This is a genomic window from Arthrobacter melezitosi, from assembly GCF_054511055.1.
On the sequence record NZ_JBTNDJ010000004.1, the window covers coordinates 207,787 to 228,372 of the forward strand.

The 20,586-nt window shown below is 67.9% G+C and carries 16 protein-coding genes and 1 riboswitch; of the genes, 6 read left to right on the top strand and 10 right to left on the bottom strand.

The window, feature by feature from the left end; all coding sequences use genetic code 11:
• Position 1: 1 nt before the first annotated feature.
• The 4 genes from gcvP to ACX80W_RS07060 form a co-directional block, all read right to left on the bottom strand.
• Positions 2–2,851, bottom strand: coding sequence for an aminomethyl-transferring glycine dehydrogenase (gcvP, locus tag ACX80W_RS07045; protein ID WP_459281734.1), 2,850 nt, complete (start codon positions 2,849–2,851; stop codon positions 2–4).
• 159 nt (positions 2,852–3,010) lie between these two features.
• A riboswitch (glycine riboswitch) is annotated at positions 3,011–3,113 on the bottom strand.
• A gap of 163 nt (positions 3,114–3,276) precedes the next feature.
• The gene (locus ACX80W_RS07050) at positions 3,277–3,720 is read right to left on the bottom strand and encodes a DUF1810 domain-containing protein (RefSeq protein WP_459281735.1); all 444 of its coding nucleotides are present in this window, start codon (positions 3,718–3,720) and stop codon (positions 3,277–3,279) included.
• Between the two features lie 45 nt (positions 3,721–3,765).
• Complete coding sequence (locus ACX80W_RS07055; RefSeq protein ID WP_459281737.1) at positions 3,766–5,208, bottom strand: phytoene desaturase family protein; 1,443 nt, start codon at positions 5,206–5,208, stop codon at positions 3,766–3,768.
• Between the two features lie 15 nt (positions 5,209–5,223).
• Complete coding sequence (locus ACX80W_RS07060; RefSeq protein ID WP_459281739.1) at positions 5,224–6,357, bottom strand: lipid II:glycine glycyltransferase FemX; 1,134 nt, start codon at positions 6,355–6,357, stop codon at positions 5,224–5,226.
• Between the two features lie 277 nt (positions 6,358–6,634).
• Between ACX80W_RS07060 and ACX80W_RS07065 the strand changes: the two genes are divergently transcribed.
• Entirely contained in the window at positions 6,635–7,720 is a 1,086-nt protein-coding gene (locus ACX80W_RS07065; protein ID WP_459281741.1) for an inositol-3-phosphate synthase, read from the top strand.
• 173 nt (positions 7,721–7,893) lie between these two features.
• Here the strand turns inward: ACX80W_RS07065 and ACX80W_RS07070 are convergent, their stop codons facing one another.
• From ACX80W_RS07070 to ACX80W_RS07095, 6 genes are all read right to left on the bottom strand, one after another.
• Positions 7,894–9,561, bottom strand: coding sequence for a formate--tetrahydrofolate ligase (locus ACX80W_RS07070; protein ID WP_459281743.1), 1,668 nt, complete (start codon positions 9,559–9,561; stop codon positions 7,894–7,896).
• 13 nt (positions 9,562–9,574) lie between these two features.
• Positions 9,575–10,357, bottom strand: a complete 783-nt coding sequence (locus ACX80W_RS07075) for a phosphatase (protein WP_459281745.1) — start codon at positions 10,355–10,357, stop codon at positions 9,575–9,577.
• Positions 10,358–10,380: 23 nt separating this feature from the next.
• On the bottom strand, positions 10,381–11,628 hold the full coding sequence (gene mshA / locus ACX80W_RS07080; RefSeq protein WP_459281747.1) for a D-inositol-3-phosphate glycosyltransferase: 1,248 nt from the start codon (positions 11,626–11,628) through the stop codon (positions 10,381–10,383).
• Between the two features lie 96 nt (positions 11,629–11,724).
• On the bottom strand, positions 11,725–11,964 hold the full coding sequence (locus ACX80W_RS07085; protein ID WP_459281749.1) for a hypothetical protein: 240 nt from the start codon (positions 11,962–11,964) through the stop codon (positions 11,725–11,727).
• 448 nt (positions 11,965–12,412) lie between these two features.
• Complete coding sequence (locus ACX80W_RS07090) at positions 12,413–13,063, bottom strand: histidine phosphatase family protein (RefSeq protein ID WP_459281751.1); 651 nt, start codon at positions 13,061–13,063, stop codon at positions 12,413–12,415.
• A complete protein-coding gene (locus ACX80W_RS07095; RefSeq protein ID WP_459281753.1) occupies positions 13,060–14,502 on the bottom strand; it encodes a CCA tRNA nucleotidyltransferase in 1,443 nt (480 codons plus the stop codon). The genes ACX80W_RS07090 and ACX80W_RS07095 overlap by 4 nt, the downstream gene beginning before the upstream one ends.
• Before the next feature lie 149 nt (positions 14,503–14,651).
• On the opposite strand from ACX80W_RS07095, the gene ACX80W_RS07100 reads away from it, so the two are divergent.
• The 5 genes from ACX80W_RS07100 (at position 14,652) to trxA (ending at position 20,173) form a co-directional block, all read left to right on the top strand.
• Complete coding sequence (locus ACX80W_RS07100) at positions 14,652–15,182, top strand: NUDIX hydrolase (RefSeq protein ID WP_459281755.1); 531 nt, start codon at positions 14,652–14,654, stop codon at positions 15,180–15,182.
• A gap of 32 nt (positions 15,183–15,214) precedes the next feature.
• Positions 15,215–16,999, top strand: a complete 1,785-nt coding sequence (murJ, locus tag ACX80W_RS07105; RefSeq protein WP_459281757.1) for a murein biosynthesis integral membrane protein MurJ — start codon at positions 15,215–15,217, stop codon at positions 16,997–16,999.
• Positions 17,000–17,073: 74 nt separating this feature from the next.
• A complete protein-coding gene (locus tag ACX80W_RS07110) occupies positions 17,074–18,630 on the top strand; it encodes an ABC transporter substrate-binding protein (protein WP_459281759.1) in 1,557 nt (518 codons plus the stop codon).
• Between the two features lie 150 nt (positions 18,631–18,780).
• Positions 18,781–19,827, top strand: coding sequence for a thioredoxin-disulfide reductase (gene trxB, locus ACX80W_RS07115; protein ID WP_459281762.1), 1,047 nt, complete (start codon positions 18,781–18,783; stop codon positions 19,825–19,827).
• Between the two features lie 19 nt (positions 19,828–19,846).
• Complete coding sequence (gene trxA / locus ACX80W_RS07120) at positions 19,847–20,173, top strand: thioredoxin (RefSeq protein ID WP_459281764.1); 327 nt, start codon at positions 19,847–19,849, stop codon at positions 20,171–20,173.
• Positions 20,174–20,586 lie beyond the last annotated feature (413 nt).

Below are 20,586 nucleotides of genomic sequence, written 5' to 3' on the forward strand. Positions count from 1 at the left end.
TTTAGTCCTCGAAGGCTTCGATGGGAGGGCAGGAGCACACCAGGTTGCGGTCGCCGTGGGCGCCGTCGATGCGCCGGACGGGCGGGAAGTACTTGTCGTGCCGCAGGGAGCGCAGGGGGTAGGCGGCGAGCTCGCGCGGGTAGGACTGGGTCCAGTCGTCCCCGATGAGCGTTGCCGCGGTGTGCGGTGCCTGGCGCAGCGGGCTTTCCTCGACGCTCCATTCGCCGTCGGCGACCCGGTCGATCTCGCCCTTGATGGCGATCATGGCGTCGATGAACCGGTCGAGCTCCGCAAGGTTCTCGGATTCGGTGGGCTCCACCATGAGCGTTCCCGCGACCGGGAAGGACAGCGTGGGCGCATGGAACCCGTAGTCGATGAGCCGCTTGGCGACATCCTCGGCCGTGACCCCGGTCTTCGCAGTGAGCGGGCGCAGGTCCAGGATGCACTCGTGCGCCACCAGCCCCTGGGCCCCGGTGTACAGGACGGGGAAGTGCTCGGTGAGCCGGGCGGCGATGTAGTTCGCCGCGAGCAGGGCGTGCGCCGTCGCGCTGGTCAGGCCCTCCGAGCCCATCAGGGCCACGTAGGCCCAGGAGATGGGAAGGACTCCGGCCGAGCCGTACATCGACGCCGAGATGGGGGCGCCGCCGGCACCCTCGTCGGTGGCGATGTCACGGTTCGCGTCCCCCGGAAGGAAGTCGATGAGGTGTTCGGCCACGGCGACGGGCCCGACGCCGGGGCCGCCGCCGCCGTGCGGGATGCAGAAGGTCTTGTGGAGGTTCAGGTGCGAGACGTCCCCGCCGAACGCTCCGGGCCGGGCCAGCCCGACGAGGGCGTTGAGGTTCGCGCCGTCGATGTAGACCTGGCCGCCGGCCGCGTGGACCTGCTCGCACACCCAGCGCACGTCCTCCTCAAAGACACCGTGCGTGGAGGGGTAGGTGATCATAATCGCCGAAAGGTTTTCGGCGTGCTGCTCGATCTTGGCCTTGAGGTCGTCGTGGTCGATATTGCCGTTGGCGGCGGTCGCAACGACCACCACCTTCATGCCGGCCAGGACGGCGGAGGCGGCGTTGGTGCCGTGCGCGGACGAGGGGATCAGGCACACCGTGCGGTTCTCGTCCCCGCGGGAACGGTGGTAGCCGCGGATCGCGAGCAGGCCCGCGAGTTCACCCTGCGAGCCCGCGTTGGGCTGCAGGGACACCTTGGCGTAGCCGGTGATCTCGGCCAGGCGCTCCTCGAGGTCGGTGATGAGTTCGCGCCACCCCTCGGTCTGGGCCGCGGGGGCGAAGGGGTGGATGGAGGCGAACTCGGGCCAGGAGATGGACTCCATCTCCACTGTGGCATTGAGCTTCATGGTGCACGAGCCCAGCGGGATCATGGTGCGGTCCAGGGCGAGGTCGCGGTCGGAGAGGCGGCGCAGGTAGCGCAGCATCGCCGTTTCCGACCGGTGCAGGGAGAACACCGGGTGGGTCATGTAGGAGGAGGTGCGGCGCAGACCGGCGGGGATGCGGCTCTCCGTGCTGCCGGAGGCGGCTTCACCGCCGAAAACACCGGCGACGGCGGCGACGTGGCCGTCCGTGGTCGTCTCGTCGCAGGAGATGCCGAGGTGGTCGGCGTCGACACGGCGCAGGTTGTAGCCGAGTTCCTCGGCCCGGTCCGCAAGCTCGGCGGCCCGGCCGGGCACGCGGACCAGGAGGGTGTCGAAGAAGGTGTCGTGGACGATCTCCGCTCCGGTGGCGGCGATCCGGCCGGCGAGGTCGACGGCGTGCCGGTGGGTGCGCTCGGCGATCGCCCGAAGGCCCTCGGGGCCGTGGTACACCCCGTACATGCTGGCGGTGATGGCCAGCAGCGCCTGCGCGGTGCAGATGTTGGACGTCGCCTTTTCCCGGCGGATGTGCTGCTCGCGGGTCTGGAGGGCCAGCCGGTAGGCGGGGGCGCCGTCGGCGTCCTTGGACACCCCGACGAGGCGGCCGGGCAGCATCCGCTCGAGGCCCTTCCGCACGGCCATGTAGGCGGCGTGCGGTCCGCCGAAGAACAGCGGGACCCCGAGGCGCTGGGCCGAGCCAACGGCGATGTCGGCTCCCTGCTCTCCGGGGGCGGTGATGAGGGTCAGGGCCAGGAGGTCGGCGGCGACGGTGACGAGGATTCCACGCTCCTTCGCTGCGGCGATGACCGCGGCGTGGTCGCGCACGGCGCCGGAGGCTCCGGGCTGCTGGAGGACGACGCCGTTGATGTCACCCTCGGGCAGGCCCTGGGAGAGGTCGGCGATCTCGACCTCGAAGCCGAGGGCCTCGGCGCGGCCTCGAACCACGGCAATGGTCTGCGGGAGGCAGTCGGCGTCCATGACAGTGCGTCCGGCCTTGTTCCTGCCCGAACGGCGCATGAGCAGCACCGCTTCGGCGACGGCCGAGGCTTCGTCGAGCAGGGAGGCGTTGGCGATATCGAGGGCGGTGAGGTCCTGGACCATCGTCTGGAAGTTGAGGAGCGCCTCGAGGCGGCCCTGGGAGATTTCCGGCTGGTAGGGCGTGTACGCGGTGTACCAGGCCGGCGACTCGAGCACGTTGCGCCGGATCACCGGAGGGGTCACGGTGTCGAAGTAGCCCTGGCCGATCATCTGCACCGCGGTGCGGTTGCGGCCGGCGATCCTGCGCAGCTGGGCGAGCACCTCGGGTTCGCTGAGCGCCGCCGGAAGGTCCAGGGCCCTGGCTGACCGGATGCTGGCGGGGACGGCGACGTCGACGAGCTTGTCGATGCTGGGGTATCCAAGGACCGACAGCATCTGCGCTGCGTCGGAGGTGCGCGGACCGATATGGCGGTCGGCGAAGGTGGAAGCCAAATCGGCGTGGGCGGTCATGGAAACTCCGTACGTTCAAGCGCCGGCGGCGCGTGCCTTTTCGAGTTCCTCCCCGCTCTGTGTCTTGGACCTGAGAGTTTCCGCAGGGCTCTACGCCTGCTTGCACCTTCGGTGAGCGCCCCCGGACCTCAAGGCCGGTGCACTGCTTTCCAGAGTTGCCTAACCGCAGCGGTACTGGGCCTGAGAGATTCCTGGGGAGGATTTGCTCCTACGGCGCCTGCCGGAGTGGACGTTCGCGGCGGGACTCTCCCGCTGCAGGTCAAGGGCATATGAAATTGTGGTCGAAACCACATTGATCTTACCTTGGCCACCCCCGGCCGGGCAAAGGCGGGCAGCGCGCGGGCGGCGGCTCGGGTCCGCCGTCCTGGAGCCGCCTTCCGTGGATTGCCGTCCTGCCGTTTCGACCCAGGGGCGCCTGGTGCGGGTCAGAGGCGCTGGTCGGTGGCGGCGTCGGGCCGGGAGCCGAAGTACTTCCCGAGGAGCTCGGAAAAGACGCCCTCTTCCGGGGCGGCGCGGTGGAAGAGGGTGGCGCTTGAATGCAGCTTGGTGGCGTCGATGCCGCCGAACACGGCTTCGGCGCTGTTCCCCGGCAGCGCCGCGGCAGCCCGGGCACATTCGAGCAGCCTCGGCCCGAGAACCGGGTGGGCAAGATAGGCCTGGGCCTCGTGCAGGGAGGAGATGGCGAATTCGCGGGCCGTCGCGCTGCGTCCGAGGCCCTGGATCTGGGGGAAGACGAACCACATCCAGTGGCTCTGCTTGAGTCCGGCGCGGATCTCGTAGAGGGCCCTGGCGTACGTGCCGCCCGCGTCCTGGGCGGTGACGAACCGTTCGAGCCGGTAGGGGTCGCTGCCGGGCTGGGACTTGTCCACTAATGCCTCCTGTCGAGTGTGTTGGACCGCGGCCGGTGACCGGCCTCAGCCGATCCCGAGGTCCGGAACGCCCAGCCCGAATTCGCGCCGCAGGGCAAGCTTCGCGGCGTGGAACCCCGCCATGCCGTGCACGCCCGGACCGGGCGGTGCCGACTGGGAGCAGAGGTAGACGCCCTTCAGCGGGGTGGCCCACGGGTGGGCGGCCAGGACCGGGCGGACGATCATCTGGCGCAGGTCCACCGCGCCCGAGCCGAAGTCCCCGCCGACGTAGTTCTCGTTGTAGTCCTCGAGTTGTGCCGCCGTCGAGGACCGCGAGTCGACGATCAGGCCGCGGAACCCGGGGGCGAACCGTTCGATCTGGGCCGTGATGGCTTCGGTCATGTCCGTCGTGGAGCCGCGGGGCACGTGGCAGTAGGTCCACAGGGTGTGCCGGCCCGACGGCGCCCGGGTGGGGTCGAAAAGCGAAGGCTGGGAGATCAGGACATAGGGGCGCTCCGGGTGGCGTCCGGCCTGAACGTCGGCTTCGGCCGCCGCGACCTCGGCACGGGTCCCGCCGAGGTGCACGGTGCCCGCCCGGGCCACCTCCGGGTGAGCCCACGGCACGGGGCCGGAGAGGAGGAAGTCGACCTTGCAGGCGGCGTTGCCGAAGCGGAACCTGCGCAGTGCCCGCTCATACCCCCCGGGAAGCCGTCCGCGGGCCAGCCGTGCGAGGGCGGGCGGGGCGACGTCGAGCAGGACGGCACGGGCGTTGCCGAGCTCCGCGAGGGATTCCACCCGGGAGCCTGGAACGATTTGGCCGCCATGGTCCTCGATGTCCCGGGCCATCGCGTCGACGATCGCCTGCGAGCCGCCCACGGGGATGGCCCAGCCGACGGTGTGCGCGAGCAGGCCGAGCACCATTCCGGCTCCCGCGGCCGTGAGCGAGGGGAGCGGGCCCACAGGGTGTGCCATCACCCCGGTGAGCATAGCCGGGGCCTCCTCGCCCCGGAACCGCCGGTTCCAGGCCGGAGACCCCTGGTCGAGCACCGCCGCCGCGAGGCGTGCGGCGGCTGACGGGTTCCGGGGGATCCGCAGCAGGTGGTTGAGGGTCAGGTCGAGGACACCCTCCTGGTGCTCGACGAGGGGCTGCATGAGCCGGCGGTATGCCCGACCGTCCGCGCCCAGCCCTTCGACCGTCCGTTCGAGGCTGCGGTGGGCGATACCCGCCCTTCCCCCGTCGAGCGGATGGGCGTAGGACACCTCCGGGACGGCGAATCCGATACGGCGGCTGAGTTCGAACGCGGTGAAGAACCTGGAGGCGAGCGCCATGGGGTGGACCGCCGAGCAGATGTCGTGGACGGTTCCCTCCTCCATCAGCGGCAGGGTGCGCGATCCGCCACCGATGGTCGCTGCGGACTCGTGGACGCGCACGCGCAGCCCGGCCCGGGCCATCACGACGCCCGCCGCCAGTCCGTTGGGGCCGGAACCCACAACCTCCACATCAACCATCGGTTCCCACTTTCGTCAGGCCGGCCGGCTCCCGGTATCACCCTCGGGCTGGGCGGTCGGGCGCTTCCCGGCCCGCAGGCCGGTGGCGGCGGCGCGGCGCGCGGCGGCCAGGGCCGTCCGGGCGGCACCCAGCCGTGCGGGCAGGCTCCGCCGGGCGTGCAGGGCCGCGGCGAGGGCCCGGTAGCGCAGCGGCTTCACCGGGAGGTCGTAGGTTGTCGGCACCACCACGACGTTCCTGGAGAAGTTCCGCTTGAACGTCGTGACATTCGCGAGCTGCGGATAGTTGTCGCTGACGATCCCCGTGAGGGCGCACGAGCGGTTGCCCGCGGCCCGCAGCTCCCGGAAGGCTTCCCAGAGCAGGAGGTAGGGGGCGAAAATCTTCCGCGCCTGCTGGGTGCTTCCGGCGAAGTAGTAGACGGCGGAGCCGCGGTATTCGCTGGTGATGAGCCAGCTCACCGGCTTTCCGTCGAGGTAGGCCACGAGCAGCCGGAGGTAGTCACCCAGTTCGGTGAGGAGCGTTTCGTAGTAGTCGGAGGCGAAGCTCTCAAACCCGTCGCGCTCGGCGGTCTCCCGCATGATGGGGAAGAGGTCCTCACGGAAGGTGGAACTCCATAGCTCGCGGGGAATACTCCGGACCTCGACCCCGGATTTCTGGGCGCGGCGGATGCTGTTGCGGGCGTTGGGCTTGAAGCTCCGGAACAGGTCCTTCTCTTCCGGCGTGAGGTCGACGACGATCTCCCGCTCGAACCAGCCGTGCTCCAGGGGGCCCTCCGCAGGGGGCTGCGGGGTCGCCACCTGCATCCGGATATACAGTGGATCCACGGCCGGGTCGGCCTCGAACTGCGCGAGGACGGTGGTCATCAGCGTGCGCTCGGCGGCCGGGGTCCGTTCCGTGAACCACACGGGTCCGTTGACCACCACGAGGGAGGTCCTCAGGCGGCGCTGGATGAGGAGGTAGCTTGCAACGGCGACGAGGACCGCGCCGTCGTAGTAGGCCCAGATTCCGTAGGGGCGGCGCCCCAGGACGGTCTCGAACCCGGCCCACGCGGGCGTCTGCTCAAGCGGAACGACAACGTCGGGATACCCGCCGATGAGCCTGTCGAAGTCCTCCGGACCAAGTTTTTCGTATCGAAATGAAGCTGCGCTCACGTGGGTTCTTTCGCTGGGAATCCGTGCTCGCCCAAGCCTACCCGAGCCGCCGGCCGCGCCACCGGGACGCCGCCGGACGCATCCGGAACGGGGTCCAGCGGCCCCAACCGGGCCGGGAGCGCGCCGCCCCGGTTGGCGGCGGTGAACGGTTGGGCTTCAACGTTGATAGAGTCCAACCGGCATACGTCCAATTGGACGTAGACTGGAAACTCTGCCCGATCCTCCATTGCGGGGCTGAACGGGCCAACTATACTTCAGCGGGCTTTTGAGGAGAATCGTGGGAACTAACCCCATCCGGGTGGCAATCATTGGTGTCGGTAACTGTGCCGCCTCCCTCGTACAGGGTGTGCACTACTACCGGGACGCGGATCCCTCGGGCAAGATCCCCGGGTTGATGCACGTTGAATTCGGCAAGTACCACGTCAGCGACGTGCAGTTCGTCGCGGCGTTCGACGTCGACGGCAAGAAGGTCGGGCTCGATCTCGCCGAAGCGATCGGCGCCAGCGAGAACAACACGATCAAGATCGCCGACGTGCCTCCGACGGGCGTGATTGTGCAGCGCGGCCACACCCTCGACGGACTGGGCAAGTACTACCGCGAGACCATCGTCGAATCCGACGAGGAGCCCGTCGACATCGTGGGCCAGCTCAAGGCCACCAAGGCCGACGTCCTGGTCTGCTACCTGCCGGTCGGGTCCGAGCACGCCGCGAAGTACTACGCCCAGTGCGCCATCGACGCGGGGGTCGCCTTCGTCAACGCCCTGCCCGTCTTCATCGCGGGGACCAAGGAGTGGGCCGACAAGTTCACCGCCGCGGGCGTGCCGATCGTCGGGGACGACATCAAGAGCCAGATCGGCGCGACGATCACCCACCGCGTCATGGCGAAGCTCTTCGAAGACCGCGGCGTGACCCTGGACCGGACGTACCAGCTGAACGTCGGCGGCAACATGGACTTCAAGAACATGCTCGAGCGCGACCGCCTCGAGTCCAAGAAGATCTCCAAGACCCAGGCCGTGACCTCCAACGTGAAGGCCGAACTGCACGCCGACGACGTGCACATCGGCCCCTCGGACTACGTCGCCTGGCTCGACGACCGCAAATGGGCGTTCGTCCGCCTGGAGGGCCGCAACTTCGGCGACGCCCCGGTGTCGCTCGAATACAAGCTCGAGGTCTGGGACTCCCCCAACTCCGCCGGCGTCATCATCGACGCCATCCGGGCGGCGAAGATCGCCCTCGACCGGGGAGTTGGCGGGCCGATCCTCTCGGCGTCGAGCTACTTCATGAAGTCCCCGCCGGAGCAGTACGCCGACGACATCGCCCACGAAAAGGTCGAGGCGTTCATCCGTGGGGACATCGAGCGCTAGGCTCCGTCCCAAGGCAAGCTCCGGCCGCCTTCCTGGTTCAGGCAGGCGGCCGGACCGTTTAAGGCGCGGCCGGTTACACCCCGGCCTGCACGCTTCCGTCCGCTAAGCACACCCGACCGCGCGGCAGGTCCCGGCAGAGGCCCACCGATCGGGCCTGATCGGCGGGCAGGGGCTTAGAAGAGCCCCACCGCGTTGCCGTCGGCGTCGACGTCCATGCCGAGGGCCCCGGGGTTTTTCGGCAGCCCGGGCATGGTCATGATGGCACCGGTGAGGGCGACGATGAAACCGGCACCGGTCTTGGGGATCAGCTCGCGGACATGGACGGTGAACCCTTCCGGCGCTCCGAGTTTGGTGGCGTCGTCGGAGAACGAATACTGGGTCTTGGCCATGCATACCGGAAGGCCGCCCCAGCCGTTGGCTTCGATCTCGGCGAGCCGGCGCAGCGCGGGCACCGAGAAGTCGACATTGTCGGCCCCGTAGATCTCCTTCACGATGGTGCGGATCTTCTCCTCGACCGGCAGCTCCAGGGCGTACAGGTGCCGGAAGTCCGCCGGGCGGTCCAGGGCCGCAAGGACCGCGGCGGCCAGTTCGTCGCCGCCGGGTCCGCCACCGCCCTGGCCCCACACGTCGGCGACGGCGGCAGTGATGCCGTTGGCGGCGCACCATTGCACCAGCCAGTCCAGCTCGGTCTCGCTGTCCGTCGCGAATCGATTGATCGCCACGACCGGCGGGTAGCCGAACTTCTCGACATTGCGGACGTGCCGCAGCAGGTTGGCGGTGCCGGCCTCGAGTGCCGGCACGTTCGGCTCCAGCAGGTCCGCCTTGTCCACTCCGCCGTGCATCTTCAGGGCGCGGATGGTGGCGACGATGACGACGGCATCGGGGGCGACATCGGCCGCCCGGGCCTTGATGTCGAGGAACTTCTCCGCGCCGAGGTCCGCGCCGAACCCGGCCTCCGTGACCACGATGTCGGCGAGGCGCCGGGCGGTCTGGGTGGCGACGACGGAGTTGCAGCCGTGGGCGATATTGGCGAACGGCCCGCCGTGCACGAGCGCCGGGGTCCCGGCGATGGTCTGGACGAGGTTGGGCTTGAAGGCGTCCTTCAGGAGCAGGGTCAGTGCCCCCTCGACGCCCAGCTGGGCAACGGTCAGCGGCTTGCGGTCGTAGGAGTAGCCGAAGGTGATGCGGGCGAGCCGCTCCCGAAGGTCCTCGAGGTCGGTGGCGAGGCAGAACACCGCCATGATTTCGGAGGCGGCCGTAATATCGAAGCCGTCCTGCCGGGGCGTTCCCTCCGCGGGGCCGCCGAGGCCGATCACCACGCTGCGCAGGGAGCGGTCGTTCATGTCCAGGACGCGCCGGAAGGTGATCCGCCGGGGGTCGATGTTCAGCGGGTTGCCCTGGTGGATGGAGTTGTCGACGAGCGCCGCAAGCGCGTTGTTCGCCGAGGTGATGGCGTGGAAGTCCCCGGTGAAGTGGAGGTTGATCTCATCCATGGGCAGCACTTGTGAATAGCCGCCGCCGGCGGCGCCGCCCTTCATGCCGAGCACCGGGCCGAGGGAGGGCTCGCGCAGCGCGATCATGACGCGCTGTCCGGCCCGGGCGAGCGAATCGGCCAGCCCCACGGTGCAGGTCGATTTCCCCTCGCCGGCGGGGGTGGGGCTCATGGCGCTGACAAGGACAACGCGCCCGGGGCTCCCGGTCCGGTCCCCGAGGCGGGCGGGGTCGATCTTCGCCTTGAACCGGCCGTAGGGTTCGAGGGCCTCGCGCGGAACCCCCGCTGCATCGGCGATTTCATCGATCGGTCGGATTGCGGCGCGGCGCGCAATTTCCAGGTCGCTCATGCGCCCCAACCTATCAGCGCAGGGCCAACGCCCCGGCGAGCCCTGCCCGGGCCAGAAGATATTCCGTAAGTGGCACATACAGTCCCGGCGGGACGTTGTCGTCAAGCGGCACGGCCACCTCGAGCTGGCCTTCGGCCTCGGAGACGAAGAGGCCGGGGTCGTTGCAGTCGGCGAAGCCGAGCGCGGGCAGTCCCGCGGCGGCAGCGGCGCCGGCCCAGCCGTGGTCGGCGACGACGAGCTGCGGGGCGGGCATGCCGGCGTCGGCCAGCGAGTCGAGGACCAGGCGCATCGGCTGGGGATAGTGGGTGTGCATCAGGTTTCCGTGCTGGTGCCAGGCGAGGACCCCGAGCACCTGGCGGACATCGCCCTCCCGGAACCGGATTCCCTGCCGGATCTCCATCACTTCGGCACCGGCCTGCTGCGCCGCGGCCGCGAGGGCGGCGTGGACCGGCAGGAGGCCGCCGGGGTGGCCCGTGGCGAAGAGGATGCGTTCGCGGGCCCGGACGGAGCGGCCCAGCCGGTCGGCGAACCGGTCGAGCGCGGCAACGCATTTGGCGGCGTCGATGGTGTCCTGCCCGGTGGTGTGGGAGGGGTCCGCGCTGGTGCCGACCTTTTCATGCATCAGGGAGAATACTTCGTTGAAGGCCCACCGGCGCGTGGTGCGCACCCCGAACTCGAGGTGCTCGTTGCCCTCAAGGAACAGGTGCATATGGCGGAGGTTGTTCTCCCGCGGAGTGGCCACCTCCCCGGTGATGCGGACTGAGTCGAGGTAGCTGGCAAGTTCGTCGCGGTTCACCGTCCCATCCTAGGACGGCCGGATCACCGGGCGGCAACCGACCGGAAACGCTCCAGGGCCGTGCGGTAGCTCTGTGCGGTGAGCAGCGCCGTGCGCTGCCAGCCGAAGGCCAGCGCATGCACCGCGGCGCCGCGGCCGAGGGCCGCCCGGTAGTCCTCGTCGTCGAAGAGCCGCTCCAGGCCGGCCGACCATTCCGCCGCCGAGTGCCCTTCGACGAGCAGCCCTGTCCGCCCGTCGCTCACGGCCTGCGGCAGCCCCCCGACGTTCGCGGCGAGGACCGGTGTGCCGCAGGCCTGCGCCTCGAGGGCGACGAGCCCGAAGGATTCGCTGAAGGAGGGCATCACGACGACGTCGGCGGCGCGGAACCAGTGGGCCAACTGGGCCGCCTTGACCGGTGGGTACAGCCGCACCGTGCCGTGCAGTCCGGCGTCGTCGATCATCGGCTGGAGCTTCAGGGCGTCCGAACCGCTCCGGGACCCGAGGATGCTTACGGTCAGGGGGATGTCGGGGCGGCGCTCGACCAGGTCGCGCACCGCGGCGACCAGGACCTGGGGGCCCTTGAGTTTCTGGATCCGCCCGGCGAACACCACATGGAAGGACCGCGGCGGGAACTGCAGGAGGGAGCGCGAGACCTCGCGGGAACCCGGGTTGAAGGTCGCGAGGTCAACCCCGGGGGCCACCACGTCGATCCGCTCGGCATTCGCCCCGTAGAGGGATTCCAGTTCCGAGGCCTCCGTCGAGGTGTTCGCAATCAGCCGGGCAGCACCGGAGACGACGGCCTGCTCGCCGCTGACCCGCACCGGAGGTTCGGCCGTCCCGAGGTTCTTCATCCGCAGGTTCTTCACCTTCGCCATCGTGTGCATCGAGTGCACGAGGGGAAGGTTAAGCTTCCGGGCAACGGTCAGCCCGACGGTTCCGGAGACCCAGTAGTGGGAGTGGAGAACGTCGACACCCCCGCCGGCCAGGACGCCGGCGACCTCGGTCAGGGCCTTCGTGAAGCTTCCCGTCAGCTGGGGAAGGTCCTCCTTGGGGATGCGGTGCGGCGGGCCGGCCGCCAGGTGGTGCACCCGGACGCCGTCGGCCATCTCCTCCCCGGGAGGCCGCCCCTGGCCTGCCTCCCGGGTGAAGATATCGACTTCGACCCCGACCCGCGCCAATTCCAGCGCCACGGAACGCACGTAGACGTTCATGCCGCCGGCGTCACCGGCTCCCGGCTGCTCGAGGGGGGAGGTATGGAGGGACAACATCGCCACACGTCGCACGGGGGGCATCCGTCCTCCTCTCCCCATGGTCCGCTCAGGCATCGCGTCTTGAACGATACAACGCCTTGGGGCGACTCCACATTCCTCCGGCCGGGAGGCCGGTGCTCACCGGATGTACATGAAGTGCTGCGGCAGCAGGAAACGGTCCGCATTATCCCGTGCGGAGCCCGCCTCGGGGCCCTGCATCCGCTGCAGGGCCGAGCCCTTCTGCCGCAGCTTCCTCAGGGTCCGCCTCACCCTGCGGTTCCGGTGGAATCCGGGCATGGACGGGAGGCCGCGCTCGACGGAAGCAGGAGCCAGGGCGTCGGATGGCACCGCGGGCAGGACGGTGAACGATCCCGACATAATGAATTGTCCGGCACCCGGCGATTGTGATTTCAGGGGTAATTGGTCATAAAGGGACTGGGAATTGGGCACGATTATCCTTCGGCAAGGTGAATTAACAGGACGGCCGAAATTGCGCAGGGCAAAAAGCCGGAAAAGATCAACGGAGAGACATCTGCCGCCGTAGTGGGCCGAGGGAGGACCCCGGAAGGGCGCGGTTAGCGCCAGAGGCGGCTAGTGACCGCGGATGACGAAGGTCGGATTGGGTCCGCGGGTCAGAAAGCCGCTCGAAGTGATAGTCACAATCCCCACCTCCTGTCCGAAAGATCGCCGATAATGCCGTGCGCCCGGTCCTCCCGGCGGAATGTCACCGGAGGTTCAGGGGCGTAATAGATAACCTACCGCATGCGGACGCGCCGGCATAGGGGGTTGAACCGATTAATTCACAATGTTTCGGATTAATTCCCGGTTAGAGATTCCATTGAACAATGGCGGGGGTGTGCTTATCCCAGCCCAGGGAGCACACGGCCGCCGTGCCGAGGATGAACCGTCGCCCTTCGATCGGGTCGAACTCCAGCCAGCGGGCCGCCACAACGCGGAGGAAGTGTCCATGGGCCACCAGCAGGGCATTCTGCACGGGGGTCGCGTCGGGGTCGTGGTCCGCGGGCGTATGGCAGCCGGCCTGGACGCGGGCAATAATGCGGTCGGCCCGCTCCGCGACCTGCTCCCGGGTCTCCCCGTTGGGGGCGCCGTCCTTCCAGATGAGGTAGTCCGGGTTTTCGCGGCGCACCTGGGCACTGTTGCGGCCCTCGTTGTCCCCGTAATCCCACTCGTGGGCGTGCGGAACGATCTCGGGGTTGGGGAATCCGGCCAGTTCCGCCGTGCGGACGGCGCGCTGGAGCGGGGAACTCATCACCAGGTCGAAGTCGACACCGGCGAGGTGCCGTTTGGCCTCCAGCGCCTGCTCCTCGCCGAAGGGCGTGAGGGGCAGGTCCGTGAGGCCGGTGTAGTTTCCGTCCCGGGACCATTCGGTTTCACCGTGGCGCAGCAGCCACAGCCGTGGCAGCGGCGTGCCGGCGGGCGTCGGATCGGGCCGCGCTGCGCCTGTAAGGGGGCTCATGATTTCTCCTCGGATTCGGGTTGGTTGGACCACCAGTGTCGGAGCCGGGCCTCGGCGGTTGCGGGGTCCAGCGGGCCGTGTTCCATGCGCTCCTCGAGCAGGTAACGGTAGGCGCGCCCCACGACGGGACCGGGCGCGATCCCGAGGAGGGCCATGATCTGGGCGCCGTCCAGGTCCGGACGGATCATCGCGAGTTCTTCCTGCTCGGCCAGCGCGGCGATGCGGGCCTCCAGATCGTCATAGGCGAAGGCCAGCCGTTCCACCTGCCGGCGGTTCCGTGTCGTCACATCCGAGCGCACGAGCCGGTGGAGCCGCTCCAGCAGCGGGCCGGCATCGGTGACATACCGGCGGACGGCCGAATCGGTCCAGCCGGCCTCGCCGTAGCCGTAGAACCGCATGTGGAGTTCCACGAGGCGGGAAACTGCCTTGATGGTGTCGTTGTCGAAGCGCAGGGCCCGCATGCGGCGGGCGGCAAGCTTGGCGCCCACGGCGTCGTGGTGGCGGAAGCTGACGGCATTACCGGGTCCGAACTTACGGGTGGCAGGCTTTCCAATGTCATGGAGCAGGGCGGCGAAACGCAGCACGAAGTCCGGCCCGGGAACCGGTCCGTCGGCGTCTGTCTCCAAGGCGCATGCCTGCTCCAGGACGGTCAGCGAGTGCCGGTAAACATCCTTGTGCCGGTGATGTTCGTCAATCTCAAGCCGCAGCGCGGAGACCTCGGGAAGCACCTGGTCGGCCAGGCCGGTCTCGACGAGGAGGTCGATGCCGCGCCCCGGATCGCGCCCGTTGATCAGTTTGATGAGTTCGTCCCGGATCCGCTCGGCGGAGATGATGCCGATCCGCTCCGCCATGGACGTCATCGCCTCGGCGACCTCCGGGGCGACGCTCACTCCAAGCTGCGAGGCGAAGCGGGCCGCCCGCATCATCCTCAGCGGATCGTCGGAGAACGATGACGACGGTGTGCCGGGGGTTCGCAGGATCCCCGCGTGCAGGTCCTTCACTCCGCCGAACGGGTCGACAAGTTCCATTGCGGGAAGGGTAAGGGCCATGGCGTTGATCGTGAAGTCACGCCGGACCAGGTCGTCCTCGAGGCTCGAGCCGAAGGCCACGGCCGGGTTGCGGGACCCCGGGTCGTAGGCATCGGCCCGGTAGGTGGTGATCTCGATCTGATGGGAGCCCCGGCGCAACCCGATGGTGCCAAAGGCCCGCCCGATCTCCCAGTAGGCGTCCGCCCAGCCGCGGATGACGGCGATCGTCTGGTCCGGATCGGCGTTCGTGGTGAAGTCAAGGTCCGGGGAGACCCGGCCAAGGAAGAGGTCGCGGACCGGTCCCCCGACCAGCGAAAGCTCATAGCCGGCTCCGCTGAAGAGCTCCCCCAGCTCGGTGACGACCGGCGGGAGCGGCGTGGTCAGGGTCGTATTGTCCAACGGGTGCACCATAGTCTCTTAAGGGTGCCAGATCGGGGGCCGATTTCCACCTCGGCGCCGTTTTGCGACCGCCCTCCCGGCGGCCCGCGGCGCCGCTGGTTGCGGCCCGTACGGCCAGCCGTCGTCATTGCGTGTCGTTAAAGATCGTTAGAGTGGTCTGCATGGACCGACCCGTTCCAAGTGCACCTAAACGCACCCCGTTGACAGTGTCAATGGGAAGCCCGGGCACGCCTGCGCCGCAGCACCAGCTGCCCACGGTGGAGGAGGTGTCGGCGGGCGGGATCGTTGTGGACACTACCACCGGGACCCTGAACGTGGCGATCATCGCACGCCTTAACCGCGGCGGCAGGCTTGAGTGGTGCCTGCCGAAGGGCCACCCCGAGAACCAGGAGAACAGCGAGCAGGCGGCTGTCCGCGAGATCGAGGAAGAGACCGGCATCCGCGGTGACATCGTTACCGCACTGGGAAGCATCGATTACTGGTTCACGGTCAGCGGACACCGGGTGCACAAGACAGTGCACCACTTCCTCCTCATCGCCACCGGCGGGCACCTGACCATCGAGAACGATCCCGACCATGAGGCAGTGGAGGTCGCATGGGTTCCCCTCGATGAACTGGGTCGGAAGCTCTCGTTCCCCAACGAACGGCGCATCGCGGATCTGGCCCGCGAAGTCCTGCCGAATTACCTCTGACGCAGAGTCACGCAAGGAGACGAACGTTCTCGATGTCCGAAAGCAACACAGCTTCGATCCCGGTGCAGGACACCGGTGTAATACGGGAGCGCACACCGGGGCGTGCTGACGGCACGGCCGAAGCGGCGGAACACGCCGTCGGCACAGTGGCCGGCGGCCCGGGTGAAGACACGACGGCCCGCTCCAGCGCCATCATGGCCGCGGGAACCCTTGTGTCCCGGCTTCTCGGCCTGATCCGCGTCGCGCTGCTTGCCACGGCGATCGGCACCCTTGGCCAGGTCTCCGACCTGTTTCCGGCAGCCAACAACCTCCCGAACTTCATCTACCTGATGGTCGCCGGCGGAGTCTTCAACGCCGTCCTGGTCCCGCAGATCATCAAGGCAAGCCGCAAGGACGACCGAGGGGCGGATTACATCAGCCGCCTGATCACGCTGGCGGTCTGCGGGCTGCTGGTCCTGACGGTCCTGGCAACGCTCGCCGCTCCGTTCATCGCGGACCTCGTCAGCAACGTTTCCGGAGACCGGTTGGCCCTGGTGACCACCTTCGCCTACTGGTGCCTGCCGCAAATCTTCTTCTACGGGCTGTACGCCATCATCGGCCAGGTGCTGAACGCCAATGGTTCCTTCGGGCCCTACACCTGGGCGCCCGTGGTGAACAACGTCATCTCCATCGGATTCCTCACGGCGTTCATCGTGCTCCTCGGCCCGGAACGCACCGCCGGGCACACCCCGGAGAACTGGACGCTCACCCACACCCTGCTGCTTGCCGGCGGTACGACCTTGGGCATCGTGGTGCAGGCCCTTGTGCTGTTCCTTCCACTGCGGAAGCTTGGCCTCGGTTTGAGCCCACGGTTCGGCTGGCGCGGTGTCGGCTTCGGTCAGACCGGCAAGCTCGCATCGGTCACCATCATCACGATGCTCGTCGGCAACGGCCTGTACCTGGTGAACCAGTGGGTGGCCACCATCGCCACCGAGGCACGCGCCGACTATGCCAACCGCACCCCTCCCCAACCGATCGCCGGACTGGCCAACCTGGAGGTCGGCTCGCTGGTCTACGTCCTTCCGCACTCGGTCATTGCCGTCTCCCTTGCCACAGTCCTGTTCAACCAGCTGGCCGCAGCCCACGCCGACGACAACCTCGCGGTGCTGAGGGACACCCTCTCGCGCGGCCTGCGCACCATCGGGGTGGCAACGGTGTTTGGAGCCGCGGCCCTGCTCACCCTGGCCGTGCCGCTGGGCATGCTCTTCAGCGGCGGATCGCAGGCAAGCGGCGCCATCAACGCTGTGATCATCGCCCTCCTGGCCCTCGGTGCCCCGTTCCTCAGTGCCAACTTCTTCCTGAACCGGGTGTTCTACGCCCGCGAGGATGTCATCACCCCCCTCAAGATCCAGTTGATCCTTTCGGTTGTCGGAGTCGGTTTCGCCCTCGCCGCCGGCGCTTTCCAGCCCGAGCTGATTGTCCCCATGCTCGCCGTGGGGTACTCGGTGGGCAATGTGGTGGCGGTGGCGGTGAGCCACTTCTTCCTCCGGCGGACGATCGGGAGCTACGGCGCCGGACACATCTTCGATGTGCACGTGCGGCTCACCCTCGCGGGCATCGCCGCCGCGGCCGGCGGCTCGGCACTCCTGTGGCTGGCCGGAGCCTACCGGCCCGACGGCTTCGTCTGGCAATCGGTCCTGCATTCGACCGCCGTCCTTGTTATCGGAGGTGCCTTGATGGCACTGATCTATCTGGCCGCCCTGAAGGCACTGAAGGTCAGCGAGCTCAGCGAATTCCTCTCCCCGCTGCTCGCCCGGTTTAAGCGGAAAGGGAACTGACGCCGAAACCCGGGGAACAGGCACCTGACGGGTAGCATGGGTAAAAATCAGCCAGCTTTCCGCGGGAGGAAAACGTGCCAGAAGCAGTAGACGTCGGTTCAGTGCTAGGGGGCCGATACAAAGTCACCGCCTATGTGCTGGCATCTGCTGACAAGGATCTGGTCCTCGACGGTGTCGACCAGGTCCTGAACCGCCCCGTCAGCATCCTTGTCGCTTCGCCGTCCAACGCGGGCCAGGTGGCCTCCAGCGCCCGCGAGGTGGCGACCGGTGAACGCCACGGGTCGATCCAGGTCCTTGACCTAGGAATCACCGAAGGCGGCACCTACCTCGTCACGAACCGGGCATCCGCTGCGGACCTGCTCGACCTGATCGTGCAGCAGGACGCCCCGTATATCGAGCCGTTCTTCACCGACACCCTGGGGTCGGAAATCTTCGGGGTGGCCCGCTCCACCGAGCCGGAGACCTACGACGAGAGCCCCTACGACGAGGAGGAACATTCCGAGCGCCGCTCGCCGTTCGCCAACCTCTCGAAGAAGTTCGGCCGCTCCGCGGCGGGAGCCACAGCAGCGGGAGCCGCGGCAGCCGAGGATCCGCAGCCGGTGACCGCCGGTGGGGCCGGAACTGCGGAACAGCATGCCGTAGGCACCGAATCGCTTCCGAAGGCGGCCAGGCCGGTGCCGCCCGCACCGGCAATGCCCCCCGCCGCGGCACCGGGACCCGGTCGTGGTCCTGCCGCGGGCGACCCCCACCCGCAGGGTGGTGCCAGCCCGAAGGTGACCCGCCTGCCCGGTGAGCCTGCAGCGTCGGGTACCGGCAGGAATGCCGGTGCCGTTATGGGCGCCTCGGCCCTGGCTGCCTCGGCGGCAGGGACGCCGGAACGGGCCCCTTCACGTTTCCCGGCCTCGTCGGCGGTGGATGACGGGGACGACCGCGATGAGTACGAGGAGGAGCGCCCCGAGGGAAACCGGCGGTTCACCCGCATCCTGGTCGGAGCGGTTCTTTCGCTGATCCTGATCGTCGCCGTGGTGCTGGCCGCAACGACGATCGGTGGCCTGTCGAACCCCACCGCCAATGACGACCCCACCTCTCCGGGCGGGGAGACGCAGGGTGGGCAATCCACACCCTCCGGCGCCGCCAGTGAATCGGCGGAGCCCGCCGTGGAGGCCATCCCCCCGGTCATCACCGGCGTAACCCGGTTGGTTCCCAGCAATCAGAACCTGGATGCTCCCAATGATCCGAACCTTCCCCTGACCGTCGACAACAACCCCGCGACCTTCTGGGGAAGCTACGTCTATGCGAATGACGTCTTCGGCGGACTGGCACAAAGCCTGGCCCTCGTGGTCGAGCTCGAGGAGGAATCGACGATTTCCGAGGTCCGCATCGACCAGTTGAACGGAACCGGAGGCAACTTCTCGGTGCTGCTCAACGACGCCCCCACCCTGGACGGCGCGGAGCAGATTGCCCAGGGCGGCTTCACCGGCCCCTCCGTCACCCTGCCCGTTCCCCAGGGGGACGGCGAACCCGCGACGGCGCGCTACGTGATCGTCAACTTCACCCAATTGCCCCGGCTCTCGAACATTCAGGCACAGTTCCCCTGGGGACTGCGCATTGCCGAGATCGGCGTCTCCTAAGAAGACAAATGGCTCCCCTTGGCATGCTCGATTCAACCGGACGCGCCCGTCGGAATAACCGGCGAACAGGCGTGGTTGTGCTAGGGGTCGGCGGAGATCCATGCGCAGGCTAATGCAGCGTGCACCCAGATAGGAAGGTTCACCGAAAACGTGACAACTGATACCGAGACCGCCGCAGGCGGAACACCCGAGGCCGAGCAGGAAATCCGCGATGTCATCATCGTGGGATCCGGGCCCTCCGGTTACACAGCGGCCGTCTACGCGGCACGGGGAAACCTGAAGCCGCTCCTTATCGCCAGCTCCGTCAAGGCCGGCGGTGAGCTGATGAATACCACCGACGTGGAAAACTACCCCGGATTCCCCGGGGGGATCCTCGGCCCCGAGCTGATGGAAAACTTCGAGAAGCAGGCGGTGCGTTTCGGCACCGAGGTCCTCTTCGAAGACGTTGTCTCCGTAGAGCTGACCGGCGACATCAAGAAGGTGACCATTGCGACGGGAGAGACGTTCCTGGCCCGCGCCGTCATCATCTCCACCGGCTCCGCCTACCGTGAGCTGGGCCTTGAGGACGAGAAGCGGCTCTCGGGCCACGGCGTAAGCTGGTGCGCCACCTGTGACGGCTTCTTCTTCGGCAACCAGGACATTGCGGTCGTCGGAGGGGGCGACTCCGCCCTCGAGGAGGCGCTCTTCCTGACGAAGTTCGCCCGGTCCGTCACCGTCGTCCACCGCAGGGACACCCTCCGTGCATCGAAGATCATGCAGGACCGCGCCCTGTCCCACGAGAAGATCCGCTTCATCTGGAACTCCGAGGTCACCGCGATCCGTGGCGAGAGTAAGGTCTCCGGAGTCCAGCTCCGAAACACGGTTGACGGTTCCACGAGCGAACTCGACGTCACAGGCGTCTTCGTCGCCATCGGCAACGATCCGCGCATCGAACTGATCAAGGACCAGCTGACCCTCACACCGGAGGGCACCATTGCCGTCGTCGGCAGGACCTCGAAGACCTCCCTGCCGGGCGTCTTCGCGGCCGGTGACGTCATCGACCCCACCTACCGCCAGGCCATTACAGCCGCCGGTTCAGGGGCTGCGGCTGCTATTGACGTTGAACACTATCTGGCGGACCTGGGCGATGCTGCGAAGACGGCGGCGGCTGTTCCAACACCGCCGGCCGAAGCAGTATCCGAACAGTCACTCGTCTAATCCACCAAGGGAGATCACAATGAGCACTGCCAAAGATGTAAGCGAAGCAACCTTCGACACGGATGTCCTCCAGTCGCAGAAGCCGGTTATTGTTGATTTCTGGGCCGAGTGGTGTGGGCCCTGTCGCATGCTTTCACCGATCCTCGATGCAATTGCCGGAGAGCACTCCGAGAAAATTGACGTCGTCAAGGTGAACGTCGACGACAACCCGGCCATCGCCGCCAAGTATGGGATCACCTCGATCCCTGCGGTATACGTCTTCAAGGACGGCGAGGTCGCGGCCAAGTCCATCGGCGCCAAGCCGAAGCAGGTACTTGAGCAGGAATTCTCCGCCTTCATCAACTAAGGCACCGGGCCCTCAGGGCACGCGTTGAGGCCGGCCGTCCCTAAAGGACGGCCGGCCTTTCCTTTTGCCTGGCCCCGGACCACACACCGTTGCATAGGTTCCACCGGCCGACCGGCGCGTCCGACGGGCTCGGACCCGGGCGTCAGCGCCTCCGAGGCATCAGCTCCACCGGAGGATCGGTAGCACCAGTCGGTAGGGAAGGTCCCGACGGCGGGTGGGCACCACCGGGGCGGACCAGCGCTGCGCCGCACCCGCCAAGAGTGTAGGGGCCGCCAGTGCAGATGGCTGGGTCGCTGAGTACGGGGATGAAGCATCTCGTTGCAAGCCGCCGGAGGCCGTAGCACCAAAGGCAACAGTGTTCCCTCGTTCTGTGCTTCCGGTCATCCGGCGTGGAGTTGGAGGAAGGCCGTGGA

Bases quoted from the DNA above. Each gene is read 5' to 3' on its own strand.
- ACX80W_RS07055 (WP_459281737.1), bottom strand. From the start codon at position 5,208: ATGGTTGATGTGGAGGTTGTGGGTTCCGGCCCCAACGGACTGGCGGCG.
- mshA (WP_459281747.1), bottom strand. From the start codon at position 11,628: ATGCCCCCCGTGCGACGTGTGGCGATGTTGTCCCTCCATACCTCCCCC.
- gcvP (WP_459281734.1), bottom strand. From the start codon at position 2,851: ATGACCGCCCACGCCGATTTGGCTTCCACCTTCGCCGACCGCCATATC.
- ACX80W_RS07095 (WP_459281753.1), bottom strand. From the start codon at position 14,502: ATGGTGCACCCGTTGGACAATACGACCCTGACCACGCCGCTCCCGCCG.
- ACX80W_RS07100 (WP_459281755.1), top strand. From the start codon at position 14,652: ATGGACCGACCCGTTCCAAGTGCACCTAAACGCACCCCGTTGACAGTG.
- ACX80W_RS07090 (WP_459281751.1), bottom strand. From the start codon at position 13,063: ATGAGCCCCCTTACAGGCGCAGCGCGGCCCGATCCGACGCCCGCCGGC.
- murJ (WP_459281757.1), top strand. From the start codon at position 15,215: ATGTCCGAAAGCAACACAGCTTCGATCCCGGTGCAGGACACCGGTGTA.
- ACX80W_RS07070 (WP_459281743.1), bottom strand. From the start codon at position 9,561: ATGAGCGACCTGGAAATTGCGCGCCGCGCCGCAATCCGACCGATCGAT.
- trxA (WP_459281764.1), top strand. From the start codon at position 19,847: ATGAGCACTGCCAAAGATGTAAGCGAAGCAACCTTCGACACGGATGTC.
- ACX80W_RS07085 (WP_459281749.1), bottom strand. From the start codon at position 11,964: ATGTCGGGATCGTTCACCGTCCTGCCCGCGGTGCCATCCGACGCCCTG.